The 17020-nt window shown below is 61.4% G+C and carries 14 protein-coding genes; 11 read left to right on the top strand and 3 right to left on the bottom strand.

The features are described from left to right. Nucleotides 1-76: 76 nt before the first annotated feature. The 5 genes from JKL48_RS18520 to JKL48_RS18540 all read left to right on the top strand — a co-directional run bounded on the left by JKL48_RS18520 (nt 77) and on the right by JKL48_RS18540 (nt 6242). Nucleotides 77-886 (top strand): class I SAM-dependent methyltransferase, encoded by an 810-nt coding sequence (locus JKL48_RS18520; RefSeq protein WP_201985914.1) that lies wholly within the window; start codon nt 77-79, stop codon nt 884-886. Nucleotides 887-1008: 122 nt separating this feature from the next. Then, on the top strand, nt 1009-1389 hold the full coding sequence (locus tag JKL48_RS18525) for a hypothetical protein (RefSeq protein ID WP_201985915.1): 381 nt from the start codon (nt 1009-1011) through the stop codon (nt 1387-1389). A 22-nt stretch (nt 1390-1411) separates the two neighbouring features. Then, a complete protein-coding gene (locus tag JKL48_RS18530; RefSeq protein WP_201985916.1) occupies nt 1412-2644 on the top strand; it encodes an ABC transporter permease in 1233 nt (410 codons plus the stop codon). A gap of 121 nt (nt 2645-2765) precedes the next feature. Then, nucleotides 2766-5744 (top strand): DEAD/DEAH box helicase, encoded by a 2979-nt coding sequence (locus tag JKL48_RS18535; protein ID WP_201985917.1) that lies wholly within the window; start codon nt 2766-2768, stop codon nt 5742-5744. A gap of 45 nt (nt 5745-5789) precedes the next feature. Beyond that, a complete protein-coding gene (locus JKL48_RS18540; RefSeq protein ID WP_201985918.1) occupies nt 5790-6242 on the top strand; it encodes an SRPBCC family protein in 453 nt (150 codons plus the stop codon). Here the strand turns inward: JKL48_RS18540 and JKL48_RS18545 are convergent. Next, nucleotides 6237-6701, bottom strand: a complete 465-nt coding sequence (locus tag JKL48_RS18545; RefSeq protein ID WP_201985919.1) for a GNAT family N-acetyltransferase — start codon at nt 6699-6701, stop codon at nt 6237-6239. The two genes, JKL48_RS18540 and JKL48_RS18545, sit on opposite strands and share 6 nt — an antisense overlap. Nucleotides 6702-6780: 79 nt before the next feature. Here JKL48_RS18545 and JKL48_RS18550 point away from each other — a divergent pair, with 79 nt between their 5' ends. The 5 genes from JKL48_RS18550 (at nt 6781) to JKL48_RS18570 (ending at nt 12803) form a co-directional block, all read left to right on the top strand. Beyond that, the gene (locus tag JKL48_RS18550; protein ID WP_201985920.1) at nt 6781-7980 is read left to right on the top strand and encodes a class I SAM-dependent rRNA methyltransferase; all 1200 of its coding nucleotides are present in this window, start codon (nt 6781-6783) and stop codon (nt 7978-7980) included. Nucleotides 7981-8055: 75 nt separating this feature from the next. Next, on the top strand, nt 8056-9567 hold the full coding sequence (gene crtD, locus JKL48_RS18555) for a 1-hydroxycarotenoid 3,4-desaturase CrtD (protein WP_317191969.1): 1512 nt from the start codon (nt 8056-8058) through the stop codon (nt 9565-9567). A gap of 89 nt (nt 9568-9656) precedes the next feature. After that, a complete protein-coding gene (locus JKL48_RS18560) occupies nt 9657-10337 on the top strand; it encodes a carotenoid biosynthesis protein (protein WP_201985921.1) in 681 nt (226 codons plus the stop codon). A gap of 95 nt (nt 10338-10432) precedes the next feature. Beyond that, on the top strand, nt 10433-11047 hold the full coding sequence (locus JKL48_RS18565; RefSeq protein WP_201985922.1) for a TetR family transcriptional regulator: 615 nt from the start codon (nt 10433-10435) through the stop codon (nt 11045-11047). 40 nt (nt 11048-11087) lie between these two features. Next, the gene (locus JKL48_RS18570; RefSeq protein ID WP_201985923.1) at nt 11088-12803 is read left to right on the top strand and encodes a M28 family metallopeptidase; all 1716 of its coding nucleotides are present in this window, start codon (nt 11088-11090) and stop codon (nt 12801-12803) included. A gap of 191 nt (nt 12804-12994) precedes the next feature. Here the strand turns inward: JKL48_RS18570 and JKL48_RS18575 are convergent, their stop codons facing one another. Both JKL48_RS18575 and JKL48_RS18580 read right to left on the bottom strand, forming a co-directional pair. Then, complete coding sequence (locus tag JKL48_RS18575) at nt 12995-14485, bottom strand: hypothetical protein (protein WP_201985924.1); 1491 nt, start codon at nt 14483-14485, stop codon at nt 12995-12997. A gap of 233 nt (nt 14486-14718) precedes the next feature. Further along, nucleotides 14719-15156 carry a hypothetical protein gene (locus JKL48_RS18580; RefSeq protein WP_201985925.1) on the bottom strand — a complete coding sequence of 146 codons (438 nt, stop codon included), beginning with the start codon at nt 15154-15156 and terminating at the stop codon, nt 14719-14721. Nucleotides 15157-15328: 172 nt separating this feature from the next. On the opposite strand from JKL48_RS18580, the gene JKL48_RS18585 reads away from it, so the two are divergent. Beyond that, nucleotides 15329-16963: an NADP-dependent glyceraldehyde-3-phosphate dehydrogenase gene (locus JKL48_RS18585; protein WP_201985926.1), complete on the top strand. Its 1635-nt coding sequence runs from the start codon at nt 15329-15331 to the stop codon at nt 16961-16963. Nucleotides 16964-17020: the final 57 nt, after the last annotated feature.

Below are 17020 nucleotides of genomic sequence, written 5' to 3' on the forward strand. Positions count from 1 at the left end.
GAAATGAGAGAATTAATCACTCGCCTTCCTCGGCAGATTTTCACGTTTCCATATCCGCACATTTTCACATCTTCCATTGTACTACGACCCGATTAAGAAGACGCTGGGCCAGGTATTTAACCGCACGCCCTGGCTGCGCCGGCTGTTTTATCACCTGCTCGATTTGCTGCTGCTCCGCACCTGGCACGTGCACCGGGAGCTGCGCCGCTGGGCCAAAGGCCGCACCCAGGAGCCGCTGAATATTCTTGACGCGGGCTCGGGCTACGGCCAATATTCCTACTGGATGAGCGGGCTGAGCACGAAGTGGCACATTCTGGCCGTGGATGTGAAGGAGGAGCAGGTGGCCGACTCGAACCAGTTTTTTCGCCAGATTGGGCGGACCAACGTGCAGTTTGCCGTGCAGGATTTGGTGCTCTACCAGGAACCCAACGCCTTCGACCTGGCCCTGTCGGTGGACGTAATGGAGCACATTCTGGAAGACGTGGAGGTGTTCCGTAATATTCACGCCTCGCTCAAAGACGGCGGCATGCTGCTCATTTCCACCCCCAGCGACCAGGGCGGCTCCGACGTACACGACGACGGCGAAACTAGCTTCATTGAGGAGCACGTGCGCGACGGCTACAACATCCACGAAATCCAGCAGAAGCTCAGCACGGCCGGTTTCGAGCGCATCGAAGCGCGCTACGCCTACGGCGAGCCGGGCCAGATTTCGTGGCGCCTGAGCATGAAATACCCCATTCTGATGCTGGGCAAATCGCGCCTCTTTTTCGTGCTGCTACCCTTTTACTACCTCGTTACGTTCCCTTTCTGCCTGCTGCTGAACTGGCTCGATGCGCGCCAGGTGCACGACTCCGGCACCGGCCTCATCGTGAAGGCCTGGAAGTAAAAACCGGGCCGGTCTGTTTTCCGGCGCTGACCTTCGCGGGAAAAGCCCGTACCTTGGTGCTGCATCTACCTTAGTTTTTCGTAACGCCTCTGTCAATGGACCCAAGCAATTTTCAAACTTTCATGGAGGCCCTGCTTACCCGGATGGAGCGGCAGGAATTGCAGACAACCACCACCAATCAGGTGCTGCTCGAACTAGTGGGCGAAGTGCGCACCATGCGGCAGGACAATCAGAAGTTTCAGCAGCAGCAAAGCACTTTTAACCAGCGCCTGCTGGACTGGACCGACCGCCAGGAATCTTTCAACGAACGGCAGGAGAAAGCCAACGAGCGCCAAGAGAAATTCAACGAGCGGCAAGACCAATTCAACATCATTTTTCTGGACGAAATCCGCGGCATGAAAAAGGACATTCGCGACCTGGCCGAGGTGGTGCTCAAACAGCACGAAGGACGGCTGAAACGACTGGAAGATTTTATGGACGGCTTGATGCGCAAAGCCAGCTAAGTCCGTATTACCCTGCTCCCCCGTGAACGTTCCCCTCCTCATTGCCCGGCGCTACTTCCGTTCCAAGAACAAGCGCAACATCATCACCATCATTTCCAACATTTCGATGATTGGAGTGGCGGTGGGCACTATGGCCTTGATTATCGTGCTGTCGGTGTTCAACGGGCTGGAGGAACTGGTGCGCACGCTCTACGGCAAGTCCGACCCCAATCTGGTGGTGTCGGCGGCCAAGGGCAAGGCGTTCGACGTGGACCGCACCTTCCTGATGAAGCTGGAAAACACGCCCGGCGTGGCCCTGCTCACCGAAGTCATCGAGGACAACGCCCTGCTGCAATACCACGACCGCCAGATGGTGGTGAAAATGCGCGGCCTTTCGGACAACTATTTTGGCCAAAGCCAGATAGACGCCAACATTCGGGAAGGCGACCACCGCCTGCGCCGCGACAGCCTGGAACTGGCCCTGGTGGGCGCCGGCGTGCAGCACGAGCTCAGCATCACCCTCAACAACCGGCTGGCGCCCATGCGCCTGCTGTACCCGCGCAACACGCCGGGCAAAAAATCCCTTAGCATCGACCCCAGCAAGGCTTTTAATGAGGAAGACCTGATTGCGGGCGGCGTGTTCCTCATCGAGCAGCACATCGACGACAGCTACATTTTCGTGCCCCTCGAGTTTGCCCAGCGGCTGCTGAACTACGGCACCCGCCGCACTGCCCTCTACGTGAAGGTGGGCCAGAGCTTCGAGATTGAGCAGGTAAAGGAGCAACTGCGCAAACAGCTGGGCCCCGACTATAAAGTGCAGGATTCCGACGAGCAGCACGTCAGTCTGTTCAAGGCCATTAAGGTCGAGAAGCTTTTTGTGTTCATCACCTTCACGCTCATTTTGCTCATTGCCTCGCTCAACATCTTTTTCTCGCTGTCGATGCTGGTTATTGACAAGAAAAAAGACATTTCGGTGCTGCTGGCCATGGGCGCCAGCCAGAAGGCCGTGCGGCGCACGTTTTTGTACGTGGGCGCCATTGTGGCCTTGGTGGGCGCGGCTACCGGGCTGGTGCTGGGCGTGGCGCTCTGCTGGCTGCAGCAGCGCTTCGGGTTTGTGAGCATGGGCATGGCCACGAGCGTAGTCGATGCGTATCCCGTCAAAATGCAGGCCTCGGACCTGGTTTTCACCTGCTTATCCATCATTCTCATTACCCTGGCCGTCAGCATTCGGCCGGCGCTGAATGCCAGCAACTTGGATTTGCGCGAGAATTTGTAGGGCATAACGGCATCCCTGCCTGCTTAGAGCCGTAAGGGCGTACTTCTACCTTTTGGCTGCGAAGCTCCCCTGTGGCTATTTCCGCTTTCAGCCCTACCTTGCGCTTTACGCGTGCCCGGCTATGAAAGTATCTACCGCAGAACCGTTTCAAATCGTTTACTCGCTCTTCGAGCACGAGTTCCTCGGCCATTTGTTTGCGGCCTACGTGGTCCAGCTCGGCCCTAGGGGACAGCTAACTCTTCAGCATCAGACCGTTTCGGGCAAAAACGCCCACGAGTTTGCCGCTAGTCTCGACGCCGTTGACTTTGAGCTGGTGGAGCTCTGCGACCAGATTCAGCAGGAGGCGGTGGTGAAGGAATTCTGGCCCCGCAAGATTTCCACGGCCGAGTTCTTCCTCAAAACCTACCACCCCGAGAAGGGCGACAAGCCGTTGCAGGAAGCCATTGCCAAGCACGTGCAGGCCCGAATGGCCGACATTTTGGCCCGACTGGCCGGAAAATGCGTGTTCATCATGGGCCGCGACGGCGAACCGACCTGGAAAGAAATTAACCTGGCTCCGGCCAAGGCCTCTATTCTTTTCCACTTTCGACGCAACGAGGAAGGGACGCACTACTTCCCCACCATTCAGTACCAGGGCCAGAAGCTGGACTTTCAGTACAAAGATGCGGTGCTGGTGTGCCTGCAGCCGGCCTGGCTGTTGCTGAATGACCTGCTCTACTCTTTCCGCACCGACGTGGACGGCAAGAAGCTGCTGCCCTTTTTGAAGAAAAAATTCATTGTGGTGCCGCGGCAGGTGGAAGAGAGCTACTTCCAAAAGTTTGTGGCGCCGCTCATGGAAGCCTTTGAGGTGCACGCCCGCGGCTTCGATATCCGCTCGGAGCGCTACGTGGCGCGGCCCCGCCTCACGTTCAGCGATGCCATACCGGCCATGCCCGCGCCCGAGGCGCCCGTGCGCCCGCCGGGCCCACCGCGCCGAGGCCGCATTCCGCTGCCCAAGCCTATTGCCCCACTGCTTACGGGTGCCGAAACCGAGCAGATTCACTTCGAACTAAGCTTCCGCTACGGGCCGCACCTGATGCCCCTGGGCACCAACAAGCCGGTGAGCGTACACCTGGAAAAAACGGCCGACAGCTACGTTTTCCACCGCCTGCTGCGTAACCCCGAGCAGGAGCAGGCCACCGTGGAGGAACTACACGCCCGCCAGCTCACAGTAGAAAACGGCCACGCCACCCTGCCCAAAGGCGAAGCTTTCAAGTGGCTGCACGATAACTCTCCGGCCCTGACCGAGCTCGGCTATACGGTGGAAGCCGCCGCTTCAGCCACCAAGAGCTACTTCATTGGGCCCACCAGCGTACACGTGGGCATTCAGGAAGCCGGCGATTGGTTCGATGTGCGGGGCACCGTGCGCTTCGGCGACATTGAGGTGCCGTTTATCCGGCTGCGGGGCCACATTTTGCAGCGCCGCCGCGAGTTTAAGCTGCCCAACGGTCAGATTGCCATTATTCCCGAAGAGTGGTTTACGGACTACCTGGAGCTGTTTGCTTTCGGCGAAGAAACCGAGGACGGCCTCAACCTGCGCCGCCACCACTTAGCCCTGGTAGCCGACCTGCAAAGCAACGAGCTGGCCACTGTGCGCATGGGCCGCAAGCTGGCCAAGCTCCGCGATTTTGCGGAGGTGGAAGACCACCCGTTGCCGACCGGTTTTTTGGGCGAGTTGCGGCCTTACCAGAAGGCTGGCTACAACTGGCTGCGCTTCGTGCAGGACTATCATTTTGGCGGCTGCCTGGCCGATGACATGGGCTTGGGCAAAACCGTGCAAACGCTGGCCATGCTGCAGCACCGCCGCGAAAGCGGCGAAGCCCAAGGTGCGGCTTCGCTGCTGGTGCTGCCGACCTCGCTGGTATTCAACTGGCTGAACGAAGCCCAGAAATTCACGCCCGACCTGCGCATCCTGGCTTATACGGGCACGTACCGCGACAAAAATCCCGACCGGTTTGCCGATTACGACGTGATAATGACCAGCTACGGCATCGTGCGGCTGGACACGGACTTATTGGCCAGCTACAAGTTCGACTACGTGATTCTGGACGAGTCGCAGGCCATCAAAAACCCGTCGAGCACCACTTCGCAGGCCGTGCGGCAGCTGCGCTCCAAGCACCGGCTCATTCTCACGGGCACGCCGGTAGAGAATAGCACCATGGATTTGTGGTCGCAGATGTCCTTCATCAACCCCGGCTTGCTGGGCACGCAGGCATTTTTTCGGAAGGAATTCCTCAAGCCCATTGAAAAAAATCAGGACGAAGGGCGCACCCGGCGACTGCACGCGCTTATCAAGCCCTTTATTCTGCGGCGGCACAAAGCACAGGTAGCAAAGGAATTGCCCGAAAAAACGGAGCAGCTCAGCTACTGCCCCATGACCGATGAGCAGGCCCACGCCTACGAGGAAACCAAGAGCTTCTACCGCAACAAGATTCTGCGCAACCTTGACGAGCACGGCCCGGCTAGTACGCAGTTTCTACTACTCCAGGGCCTGACGCGCCTGCGCCAGATTGCCAACCACCCGCGCCTGGCCGACGAGCACTACACCCACGAATCGGGCAAGTTGCGCGAGGTGCTGCGCATGATTCGTAACGTAGTAGCCGAAGGGCACAAGGTGTTAGTATTTAGTCAGTTTGTGCAGCACTTAGCTTTGGTCCGGGCGGCCCTCGATGAGCGTCAGCTCCCGTACGCCTACCTCGACGGCGCCACCCGCGACCGGCCCGCTGAGGTAGCCCGCTTCCAGGACGACGAGGCGCTAAAAATCTTCCTCATCAGCCTGAAAGCCGGTGGCGTGGGCCTCAACCTCACCGCCGCCGACTACGTCTTCATCCTCGACCCGTGGTGGAACCCGGCCGTGGAAGCCCAGGCCGTGGACCGCGCCCACCGCATTGGCCAGCAGCGCCCGGTGTTCACCTATAAGTTCATCACGCAGGGCACCGTGGAGGAGAAGATTCTGGCCCTGCAACGCCGCAAGCTGGCATTAGTAAGCGAGCTGATTGCCACCGATGAAGCCGTGATAAAGCACCTCACGCGGGCTGATATTGAGGAATTGCTGGGATAAGGAAGCTTTCGCAACAATTGCTGCCAGCCGGTGTTGGCTTGGGGTATGCACGTCATTCTTCGCACTGCGGTGGCCCAGCCGCCGGCTCAGGTCATGGCTGGGTTCTCCCGTGAGTTGTTTTTGGCGCTCGCTCCGCCTTTTCCCAAGCTGCGGCTGCGGCGCTTTGATGGCTGCCGCACTGGCGACCAAGTGGAAATTGAGCTGGATACGGTGGCAAAAAAACTGCCCTGGACTTCGCTGATTACCGACGACGGCGTGTTGCTCGACGGCACTCACTATTTTGTGGACGAAGGCCAGGTACTGCCCCCGCCGCTGCGCTATTGGCAGCACCGCCACCTGATTGAGCCCGGCCCGGCGGGTGGGAGCGTCATTGTCGATAACCTGGAATACCGCACGGCTTCCCGGCTGCTGGATGCGCTGATTTACCCGGCCATGTGGGCGCAGTTTGCCTGGCGCCGGCCCATTTACCGGCGCTGGTTTGGCCGGCCCCGCTTATAAGTCGAGCACCATGCGCACATCGCCGCGCTGGTAGGGCGACGGCCTGAGCGGCGCGGCCCGGAACCCCAGCTTGTCGTAGAGCGACAGCGCGGGCGCCAACTTGGAATTGGATACCAATTCGACGCGGCGGGCCCCCAGCTGCCGGGCCTTGCACAAGATGCTTTGCCCCAGGGCCCAGCCAATGCCCAGGCCTTGGGCGGCGGGCGCTACGGCCATTTTGGCCAGCTCATACACGCCGTCGTGCTCTTTGATGAGGGCGCAGGTGCCCACAATTTCGTTCTGATACACCGCCATCAGGATGTGGCCGCCCGAGTTCAGGATGAACGTCTGGGGGTCGTCGAGCATCTGGTGGTCAGGCTCTTCGAGGGTGAAATACTGCGAAATCCACTCGTGGTTGAGCGCCCGGAATGCGGGCTGATGCGCGGATTCGAAATCGATAATGGAAATATCGGCAGGCATGGGTGGGATTGGAGTAAGTGAGGAGGACGGCAACCGGGCCGCAAAGTTCGCACAAAGCAGGCTGTACCTTTGCGGCCCTATGCCAAATCCCGCCACCATCGTCCTCAAAAACGGAAAAGACCACAGCCTGCGCCGCCGCCACCCCTGGGTGTTTTCGGGCGCCATTGCCCGCGTGAAGGGCGACGCCTCCGAGGGCGACCCTGTGCGCGTAGAAGCCATTGATGGCGAATTGCTGGGCGTGGGCCACTTTTCGGGCGGCGGCTCCATTGCCGTGCGCATGCTTGATTTTGGCCAAGCCGCCTCATTGCCTACTGACTCGTTTTGGGAAGCCCGCCTGGGCAACGCCTACGCCCTGCGTCAGCGTCTGGGCCTGACCGGCACGGCCGATACCAATGTTTTCCGGCTGGTGCACGCCGAGGGCGACGGCCTGCCCGGCCTTATCATCGACGTGTATGGCGACGTGGCCGTGGTGCAGGCCCACAGTATTGGCATGTACCGCGCCCGGCCCCAGATTGCCGCCGCGCTGCAGGCGGTATTTGGCAATAAGCTGCGGGCCATTTACGATAAGAGCGCCGAAACCATTCCCGGCAATGCCGTAACCGACGCCAAAAATGGCTACCTCTTTGGCGAGAGCGCGGGCAATGAACACCTGGTGCAGGAAAACGGCCACCTGTTTGCCGTGGACTGGGAAACGGGCCAGAAAACCGGCTTCTTCATCGACCAGCGCGACAACCGCGCCCTGCTGGCCCGCTACTCGCCCGGCCGCCGCGTGCTCAACACGTTTTGCTACACGGGCGGTTTTTCGGTGTACGCGCTGGAAGCCGGCGCCGAGCTGGTGCATTCCGTCGATTCGAGCAAGAAGGCCATTGCCCTCACCGAGCGCAACGCCGAACTGAGCCAGCACGCCGACCGCCACGCCGCCTACCCCGACGACGTGCTGGCCTTCCTCAAAAGCCACTCGGCCGAGTACGATTTGCTGGTGCTGGACCCGCCCGCTTTTGCCAAGCACATGGGTGCCCGCCACGCCGCCCTGATGGGCTACAAGCGCCTGAACGCAGCCGGCATTGCGCATCTGGCGCCGGGGGGGTTGCTGTTCACCTTTTCGTGCTCGCAGGTGGTGAGCCCTGAGCTATTTGAAGGCGCGGTGCTGGCGGCAGCCATCGAAGCCGGCCGGCCGGCGCGCATCCTGCACCGCCTCACCCAGCCCGCCGACCACCCCGTGAGTTTGTTTCACCCGGAAGGCGCGTACCTGAAAGGGCTGGTGCTGGCCGTTGAGTAAGGCAGCAGCTATTTTCCGACGCAAAAAACTTCGCCTCAAACCGGGCGGTTGCTTCTCAAAACTATTGGCATACTTGTGAAGCAGGCTATCGGCAAACACTCATCTTCAACCGGTTTCAAACAGCCCGTGGCCGTTATCGGCGCGGGCATTGCGGGCATTGCGGCGGCGGTGCGGCTGGCAGTGGCCGGGCACGCCGTGACGGTGTTTGAGGCCGGGCCCACGTTCGGGGGAAAGATGCACCAGTTCACGCTGCCCGGCGGGTACCGGTTCGATGCCGGGCCGTCGCTCTTTACGCTGCCGCAGCTAGTGGACGACATCTTTCGGCTAGCAGGGCGCGAGCCAGCCGACTACTTCCGCTACGAGCGACTCGACCCCATTACAAACTACTTTTTTGCCGACGGCACACGGCTAAAAGCGTGGGCGGAATCGGCGAAATTTGCAGCAGAGGTAGAGGCAAAACTTGGCACGCCAGCGACCGAGGTCACAAAGTTTCTGGCGCGCGCCGGCAAGGCGTATGACGCCACGGCGGGTACGTTTCTGCACAAGTCGCTGCACAAAGCCGGCACCTACCTCAGCCCCGAAACCCTGAAAGCCGTGGCCGCCCTGCCGCAGCTGGGCCTGCTGGGCACCATGCACCAGCGCCACGTCGGCGCCTTCGGAAGTGACCCGCGCTTGGTGCAGCTCTTCGACCGCTACGCCACCTACAACGGCTCCGACCCCTACCAGGCGCCCGCTACGCTGAGCATGATTCCGCACTTGGAGCACGGCATTGGGGCTTTTTATCCGGAGGGCGGCATTTACGCCATTGCCGAAAGCCTGATGAAGCTGGCGCTGGAGTTTGGCGTGAAATTCCGTTACAATGAGGCGGTAGAGGAAATTGTCACGGCCGAAAAGCGCGTAACTGGCGTGCGCACCGCCCTGGATGTCTACGACTTCGGCCAGGTGGTGAGCAACATGGACGTGGTGCCCACCTACCGCCGCCTGCTGCCGCGCCAGCCCGCCCCGGAGCGCACGCTGGCCCAGCCCCGCTCCTCCTCGGCGCTTATTTTCTATTGGGGCGTTGCCTGTGAATTTCCTGCGCTGGACCTGCACAACATCTTTTTCTCCCAAGATTACCAAGCCGAGTTCAAGGCCATCTTCCAAGAGAAAACCGTGGCCGATGACGTGACGGTGTACGTGAACATCACGTCCAAGAAAACCCCCACCGACGCCCCGGCCGGCCACGAAAACTGGTTTGTGATGGTGAACGTACCGCACGACCAGGGCCAGGACTGGGCCGCCCTCGCCGCAAAAACCCGCGCCATCGTCCTCCGTAAGTTGAGCGCAGCCTTGGGCACCGAAATCGGCCCACTCATTGCCACCGAAAAAGTGTGGACGCCGCCGGGCATTGCGGCCGATACGTCGTCGTTTGGCGGGGCCTTGTACGGCAGTTCCAGCAACAATGCGCTGGCGGCCTTTTTGCGGCACCCCAATTTTTCGGGGCGGCTCGAAGGGCTGTACTTTTGTGGTGGCTCGGTGCACCCCGGAGGCGGCATTCCGCTGTGTTTGCTGTCGGCCAAAATCGTCGCGAACCTCATTGATAGTTAAAAGTTAAAAGTTGAGAGTTAAAACAGATGCGTAAAACGAGAGGGCTTTTAACCCTCAACTTTTAACTTTTAACTGCTTGGCTCCACCTAATGGAGTATTCTAAATCACTTACTTCGCCGGCTGCTACCAACCGGCTGCGTGTGGCGCAGGGCCTGGTGCTGCTGTTTCACGTCACGGGTTTTATTGGCCTGGCCTTTTCCAAAGACCCCGACTTTTACCTGCGCTTCACGCCGCTCACGCTGGGGCTCACGGCGCTGCTGCTGCTGGGCTTTCAGCCGGGGCGTGGGGCGGGGTTCTGGAGCTTTTGCTTGTCGGTGGCGGTGCTGGGCATCGTGGCCGAGTTTGTTGGAGTGAACACCGGGCGGGTTTTTGGCCACTACACCTACGGGGCCACGCTGGGCGCCAAGCTGCTGGATGCGCCGCCGTTTGTGGGCGTGCCGCCGCTTATCGGGCTCAACTGGCTGGTGCTTACGTACGTATGCGGCAACCTGGCCCGCTACCTGCCGCTGCCCGAGCTGCCGCGCACCCTGCTGGCCGCCCTGCTGATGGTGGGCTTCGACCTGTGCCTGGAGCCGGTGGCCGGCCGCTACGACTTCTGGCACTGGACGGCCAACATCATTCCGCTGCAGAATTTTCGCGACTGGTTCATTTTTGCCTGCCTGCTGCAAATGCTATTCAATCGGGCCCGATTTACTAAATTCAACCCGTTGGTGCCGCTGGTCTACCTCACGCAGTTACTCTTCTTTTTCTTGTTGGGCACTGTCCAGTAAACACTAACTGGCCCTACTGGCGAGCCTGGCCATCCGGCTGGGCGAAGCCCCCGGCGCTGGTTTTTCGGCCGACGGCTTTTTTTCCCTTTCCGCATATGCCCGATTTTACCCTTCCGGCAGCTTCTTTGGAAGCCGCTGTTCCTGTTTTTTATCAGCACGGCCTGCACGCCGCTCCCGATGCGGCCCTGGCCACGGCCCTGCACACCAGCGTGCCCGACCTAACGGCCCAGTTTCCGAGCCGCGAGCTGCTGGTGCACCACGTCATCCTGGCCGATATGGAGCGCCAGAAGCGGGAGCACGTGGAGTTGTACGCCAAATTTTCCTCTGCGGTAGAGCGGCTCTACGGGCTGTTGCAGCTTGGCCTGCGCGACCTGGCCGCCGTGCCCGGCCACTTCTATGCGGACCTGCAAACCGGCTTTCCCCAAACCTGGGAAGCGGTGATGAACCACCTGAACACCTACTCGGCGCCGCAGTTGCAGCAGCTGCTCAACGACGGCATTCGCAGCCGCCTGTTTCGGTCTGACATTAACATTCAGCTCGTTACCAAAATATTGGTTGAACAGCTCAACCTCTTGCTCAACCCCCAGGTGTTCCCGCCCGAGCGCTACAACATGCGCGAAGTATTTCGCAGCATTTTCCTGTACTACATTCGCGGCATCTGCACCGACGAAGGGGCGCGGATTGCGGCCGAGCATTTTGCCCGGTTGTAGGCAGCTTCGGCTTTCGGACCGGGCGTAACGGGTTGAATTGATGCATATACTCACGTTGCGCAGCTGGCTGGTGCCGGCTGCGGCAGGTCTGCTGCTGGCGGGTTGCCAGGGCCAGAACTCCACGTCGGAAAAGTCGACGACCACGATTCGCAACAAGGACGTGGTGGCCGATACGGCCAGCGTGCCGGCCCCGAACGACGGCATTACGCCGGCGCTTATTGCTCAGCACATCAAAGTGCTGGCTTCGGATGAGTACCAGGGCCGGCGGCCGTTCACGGTGGGCGAGGAAAAAGCCACGGCTTACCTGGCATCGGAATTCAAGAAGCTGGGGCTGAAGCCGGGACCGAATGGCAGCTATTTCCAGGCCGTGCCGCTGGTGGAAATTGCCGGTAAGCCCGATTCGATTGCCACGGTGACGGGCAACGGCAAGAGCTTACAACTCAAATACCGCGACGACTTTATGTTTCTGACCGAGCAGGAAAAGCCGGTTATCGACATTAGGAACTCGCCGCTGGTGTTTGCCGGCTACGGCGTGACGGCGCCCGAATACGGCTGGGACGACTACGCCGGCCTCGACGTGAAAGGCAAAACGGTGGTGGTGCTCATCAACGACCCCGGCAACACGGGCAACGACACCACCATGTTCAAGGGCAAGGCCATGACGTACTATGGCCGCTGGGGCTACAAGTACGAGGAGGCCATCCGCCACGGCGCCACCGGCCTGCTCATCATCCACGACACGAAGCCCGCTTCTTACCCCTGGACGGTGGTGCAAAGCAGCAACGGCGGCGCCAAGCTGCACCCCCAAACCGCCGACCGCGGCGCCAGCAAGCTGGCCGTGGAAGGCTGGATAACCCTCGACGCGGCCAAGCGCCTCTTCGCGGCGGCCGGCCAGCACTACGACGCAGCCTACGCCGCCGCCAACCAGCGCGGCTTCAAAGGCAAAGCGTTTGGGCTTAACCTCAGCACCACCATCCACAACAAAATCACGCGCAAAACCTCGAAAAACGTGGTGGCCGTGCTGCCCGGTACCACGCGGCCGAAGGAATACATCATCTATACTGCGCACTGGGACCACCTCGGCATTGGCAAAGCCGTGGCCGGCGACTCGATTTACAACGGGGCACTGGACAATGCCAGCGGCTGCGCCGGCCTGCTGGCCATTGCCAATGCCTTTGCGCAGGCCCAGGAAAAGCCCGCTCGCAGCATCGTGTTTCTGGCCGTGACGGGCGAGGAGCAGGGCCTGCTGGGCTCCGACTACTACGCCCAGCACCCGCTGTTCCCGCTGGCCGCTACTGTGGCCGACCTCAACATGGACGTGCTGCCCAGCTTCGGGCCAATGCGGGACCTGACCATTGTGGGCTACGGGCAGTCGGAACTGGACGACTACGCCCGCGCCGCCGCACAGGAGCAGAAACGCTACGTGCAGCCCGACCAGCATCCCGAAACCGGCAGTTTCTACCGGTCCGACCATTTCAGCTTGGCCAAAGTGGGTGTGCCGGCCCTCGATGCCCATGGCAGCACCGACAGCCGCCTGCACGGCAAGGCGTTTGCCGAAGCCCAGCGGATGGACTACACCGACAAGCACTACCACCAACCCGCCGACGAGTACGACCCCGCCTGGGACCTGCGCGGCGCCGCCGACGATGCCCGCCTGCTCTTCCGCATCGGCCAGAAGCTGGCCAGCGAAACGACGTTTCCGAAGTGGAAAGATGGTTCGGAGTTCAAAGCCATTAGGGCGAAAAGCGGGCGGTAAACCAACGCGCATCTCACCCCCTGCCCCCTACCGGGCCCGGCCCCTCTCCTGGGGGAGAGGAGGAAACGCAAAGACGCAAATGCATTAAATGAAAAGCAACAAGCCCGCTATGCACCGGGCTTGTTGCTTTGGTGTATTCGTGCCAAGCCCCGGCCTTTTCTCCTGCGGAGAGGGGCCGGGCCCGGCGGGGCTCAAGGGGCGAGGTGAACCAGCGGCACCTTCGCATCTAAGTGCCTCCGCTGCTCCAGCAGCTTGGCTGCGGCGGTGAGTTGGGCCGGGTCGTGGACGTTCACAAGGATGAGCGGGCCGGTGGGGCCGGTGGTGCTCAGCAGGAAATTCTGCTCGGGGCGCAGGCGCTGCTTGCGCAGGGCGGGCAGGTTTTCGCGCAGGTATTTGAGGGTGGCGGCGTGCTCGCGGGTGACGAGGATGACGGGTAGCACCTCGCCGCTTTGGGCCCGGCTTAGAGCTTTGGCCGAGTTCAGGATGGGTGTGGTGGAATAGGTGAACGTGCTCCGGAACCGGTCCTGAAACGGCTGCACGGTGGCCTGAAAATCGTCGGCATTGGTCCAGTAGAGCACGTTGCGAAACAAGTTGACATAGCTGGTGGCGGCCTGCGGAAACGTCTGGTCGAAGAGGCCGATGGCCTCATTGACGAAGGCGCTGTCGATGGTTTGGCCGCGCTCCACATAGCCCGTCATCAGGGGGTAAAGGGCTTTGGCGTAGCGGTTGATGTAATCGTCGAAGTACCACTCACCGCTTTCGGGGCGGCCGGTTTGCTGGGCATAAATCCACTCGCCGGCCACCGTGGCCAGGGCTTCTTCCATAAGATTGTAGGCGTAGCGGCCGTTGGGCGAGGGGTGGTGCAGGTACCAGCCCTCGAGCTGCTGTTGCAGGCCCAGCCGCTGCTGCGCCGAAAGCGTGTGGCTCATCTCGTGAAACACCACGGCCGTACCGTCCGCGAAGCTGCGCGAGGTGGGGTGGCAGTCGAGCAGCACCAGGTTGCCGAGGGCCGTGGCGTGGTTGGTAAAAACCAAGCCATTGAAGCCCTGGTTCACATCGAGTTGGGGCGTAAGCAACACGCGGTACGGCAGGGCATCGGGCCACACGCTGCCGTAGAACGTACGCAGCCGGCCAAACTTTTGCATGAGTTGGCTTTGGGCCAGAAAGTCGGCGTAGGCGGTGCGCAGCCGGCCCAGCTCGGCGGCGTGCGGCTGCCAAGCCAGCGTGTCGAAGGCAGGCGTGAAGTAGCGGTACATGCTGTCGAGGCTCACCAGCACCTCGTTGGGCAGCAGGCCGGCGGTGCGGCGTTGCAAGTCGGGCAGGTCCTGAGCATCGGCGCTGGCGGCCAGGTAGCTGGGCACAACGGAGCCCACGCTGCCCAAGCGCCCGGTTGGATAGCCGTCGCGGTCGAAACCGGGGTCGCGGTCGAGGCTTTGGTAGCGGCGCAACCAGCGCCGGGCGGCGGGCGTGTTGAAGCGACTGGCTTCGAATGCCCGCCGACTGCCCCGGTAGGTGTTGTTGCCGCCCGCCAGCGTTTCCACAAAGCGCACCAGGGCGTGCGTGCGGCTCACTTCGACGGTGACGGTGACGGCCGGGCCGGCACCAGCAGGAACGGTCGGCAGCGTTTGGGCGATGGCCGGTAAGCTGCGGAGCAGAAATCCGAGGAGCCACAGTTGCTTCATGCTGCTAAAAGTAGCGCCAGCCACTTGCTTCGTGGTCCGCCGTCGATGTCCGCAGCTTCATACCCACCTAAGTAGCACCCGCCACCGGCGGCCGGCCTGTTTTATTTCGCTAGAAAGTACCCGCCGGTGCTGCCCGGCTTAGCCGGGGCGGTTCTGAATCGGTAACCAGCCGGTTCAATAGCGCGAAGTTTGTAGTTGGCGTGCCCCACAGCCAACTCGTTCCGCCACGCGGACTACAAAGCGCGCGCCACTAACCAGCCCAACAATACTGCCCGCGCCGTCCAGGCCAGCGTGCGCAGCCAGTTGGTGCGCGTCAGGCCGTCGATGGCAATGTAGTCGAAACCCTTTTCCAGCCGGTTGTGGAAAGGAACCGAGATGAATAACGTGACGGCCCAAATCAGCAACACCAAACCCAGGCTCCACCAGCCCGTGCCACCGGGCAGCTCGGCGCGGCCGGCCCCGGCCAACCACATAGCCAAGCCCAGTTCCAGCACCATCGGGGCCATCACCACGTAGCTCATGCGGCGGGTGTGGGCCGCGTGGAAAGCCGCCCACGCTTCCTTCGGCACCTTGCCAAAGCTGGGGTAATGCACCATCTGCACCGTCCAGATAAGGCCGGTGAGGTAGGCCGCGACGGCGAAATTGAGCAGAACAAGGAGGTGGAGTGACATAAGCCAAAAAATAATTTTCGCCTGAACATACAGCTTCTGTGCCCATCAGCGGCACGCAAACGTTCCCGTAAATACGGCCCTGCGGCGGGACAGAAGCCAAACTTTTCAGTTGCGCCCCGCTTTTGCGTAGGTTCGCACCGCAACCTATTTCCCATCGGTCCCCAACTCAGCTATGTCTGTCACCACCGAAAACCTGACCCAACTCTTCCCGCCCGACGCGGCGGCTATTCCCGAAGCCTGGCGCTTGGCCGAGCCCCTGCACCAGCGCCAATACCTGCTCGACGGCGAGCTGCGCGAGTGGGCCGGCCCCACCCAGGAGGTGGTATCGCCCATGTTCGAGCGCCGGCCCGACGGCTCGCTCCAGCCCCGCGTCATCGGTTCTTACCCGCTGCTCGACGAAGCCGAAGCCCTCAAGGCCCTCGATGCCGCCGTGCGCGCCTACGACCACGGCCGCGGCGAGTGGCCCACTATGAGCGTGGCCGACCGCATTGCGGCCGTCGAGAAATTCACCCGCCTGATTGTAGCCCGCAAGGGCGAAATCGTGAAGCTGCTGCTGTGGGAAATCGGCAAGTCGGCCGCCGACTCGGAGAAGGAATTCGACCGCACCGTCGACTACATCCACGCCACCATCAACGCCCTCAAGGACCTGGACCGCGACTCGTCGCGCTTCACCATCACCGAAGGCATCATTGGCCAGATTCGGCGCTCGCCGCTGGGCGTGGTGCTCTGCATGGGCCCCTTCAACTACCCGCTGAACGAAACGTTCTGCATGCTGATTCCGGCCCTCATCATGGGCAACACCGTGCTGTTCAAACCGCCGAAACACGGCACGCTGCTACACTACCCGCTGCTGCAAGCCTTCACCGAAGCCTTCCCCAAAGGCGTGGTGAATACGGTGTATGGGCGCGGCAATACCGTGGTGCCGGCCCTCATGGCCTCGGGCAAGATTGACGCGCTGGGCCTCATCGGCAGCAGCCGCGTGGCCGACTCGCTGAAGAAAATGCACCCCAAGAGCAACCGCCTGCGCGCCATTCTGGGCCTCGATGCCAAGAACGCCGCCATTGTGATGCCCGACGCCGACCTGGACGTGGCCGTGAAGGAAGCCGTGCTCGGCGCGCTGAGCTTCAACGGCCAGCGCTGCACGGCGCTAAAAATGTTTTTGGTGCACGAGAGCGTGGCCGATGCGTTTGTGGAGCGCCTTGCTACCGAAATCAACAAGCTGAAGCCCGGCATGCCCTGGGATGCGGGCGTCAACATCACGCCCCTGCCCGAGCCCCAAAAGCCCAGCTACCTGGCCGAAGTTATTGCCGACGCCGAAGCCAAAGGCGCCCGCGTGGTGAACGAAGGCGGCGGCACCGCCAGCGGCCCGCTGGTGTACCCCGCCCTGCTCTATCCCGTGCAAGCCGGCATGAAGGTGTGGCGCGAAGAGCAATTTGGCCCGGTGGTGCCGGTGGCCCGCTTCGCCAGCACCGACGAGGCCATTCAGTACATCATCGACTCCGACCACGGCCAGCAGGTGAGCATCTTCGGCTCCGAATCGGAGGAAGTGGCCAGCCTCGTCGACCAGCTGGTGAACCAGGTGAGCCGCGTGAACATCAACGCCCAGTGCCAGCGCGGCCCCGACACCTTCCCCTTCACCGGCCGCAAGGACTCGGCCGAGGGCACGCTGTCGGTGTACGATGCGCTGCGCTCGTTTAGCATCCGCACGGTGGTGGCCACCAAGCAAACCGACGCCAACAAACACCTGTTGAATGAGATTGTAGAAGGCCAGGAAAGCAGCTTCCTGAGCACCCGGTTTATTCTGTAGTTTTTTAGCTACCGGGTTCTGTTCAGAACGTCCTGCTGAGCAGAGCCGAAGCATCTC

This window comes from Hymenobacter rubidus, from assembly GCF_016734815.1.
Lineage (GTDB): Bacteria > Bacteroidota > Bacteroidia > Cytophagales > Hymenobacteraceae > Hymenobacter > Hymenobacter rubidus.

What these genes read in the sequence shown, in the direction of transcription:
- JKL48_RS18585 (WP_201985926.1), top strand. Translation starts at nt 15,329, where the DNA reads ATGTCTGTCACCACCGAAAACCTGACCCAACTCTTCCCGCCCGACGCG.
- JKL48_RS18550 (WP_201985920.1), top strand. Translation starts at nt 6,781, where the DNA reads ATGCCAAATCCCGCCACCATCGTCCTCAAAAACGGAAAAGACCACAGC.
- JKL48_RS18535 (WP_201985917.1), top strand. Translation starts at nt 2,766, where the DNA reads ATGAAAGTATCTACCGCAGAACCGTTTCAAATCGTTTACTCGCTCTTC.
- JKL48_RS18580 (WP_201985925.1), bottom strand. Translation starts at nt 15,156, where the DNA reads ATGTCACTCCACCTCCTTGTTCTGCTCAATTTCGCCGTCGCGGCCTAC.
- JKL48_RS18540 (WP_201985918.1), top strand. Translation starts at nt 5,790, where the DNA reads ATGCACGTCATTCTTCGCACTGCGGTGGCCCAGCCGCCGGCTCAGGTC.
- JKL48_RS18565 (WP_201985922.1), top strand. Translation starts at nt 10,433, where the DNA reads ATGCCCGATTTTACCCTTCCGGCAGCTTCTTTGGAAGCCGCTGTTCCT.
- JKL48_RS18570 (WP_201985923.1), top strand. Translation starts at nt 11,088, where the DNA reads ATGCATATACTCACGTTGCGCAGCTGGCTGGTGCCGGCTGCGGCAGGT.
- JKL48_RS18575 (WP_201985924.1), bottom strand. Translation starts at nt 14,485, where the DNA reads ATGAAGCAACTGTGGCTCCTCGGATTTCTGCTCCGCAGCTTACCGGCC.
- JKL48_RS18560 (WP_201985921.1), top strand. Translation starts at nt 9,657, where the DNA reads ATGGAGTATTCTAAATCACTTACTTCGCCGGCTGCTACCAACCGGCTG.
- JKL48_RS18545 (WP_201985919.1), bottom strand. Translation starts at nt 6,701, where the DNA reads ATGCCTGCCGATATTTCCATTATCGATTTCGAATCCGCGCATCAGCCC.
- JKL48_RS18525 (WP_201985915.1), top strand. Translation starts at nt 1,009, where the DNA reads ATGGAGGCCCTGCTTACCCGGATGGAGCGGCAGGAATTGCAGACAACC.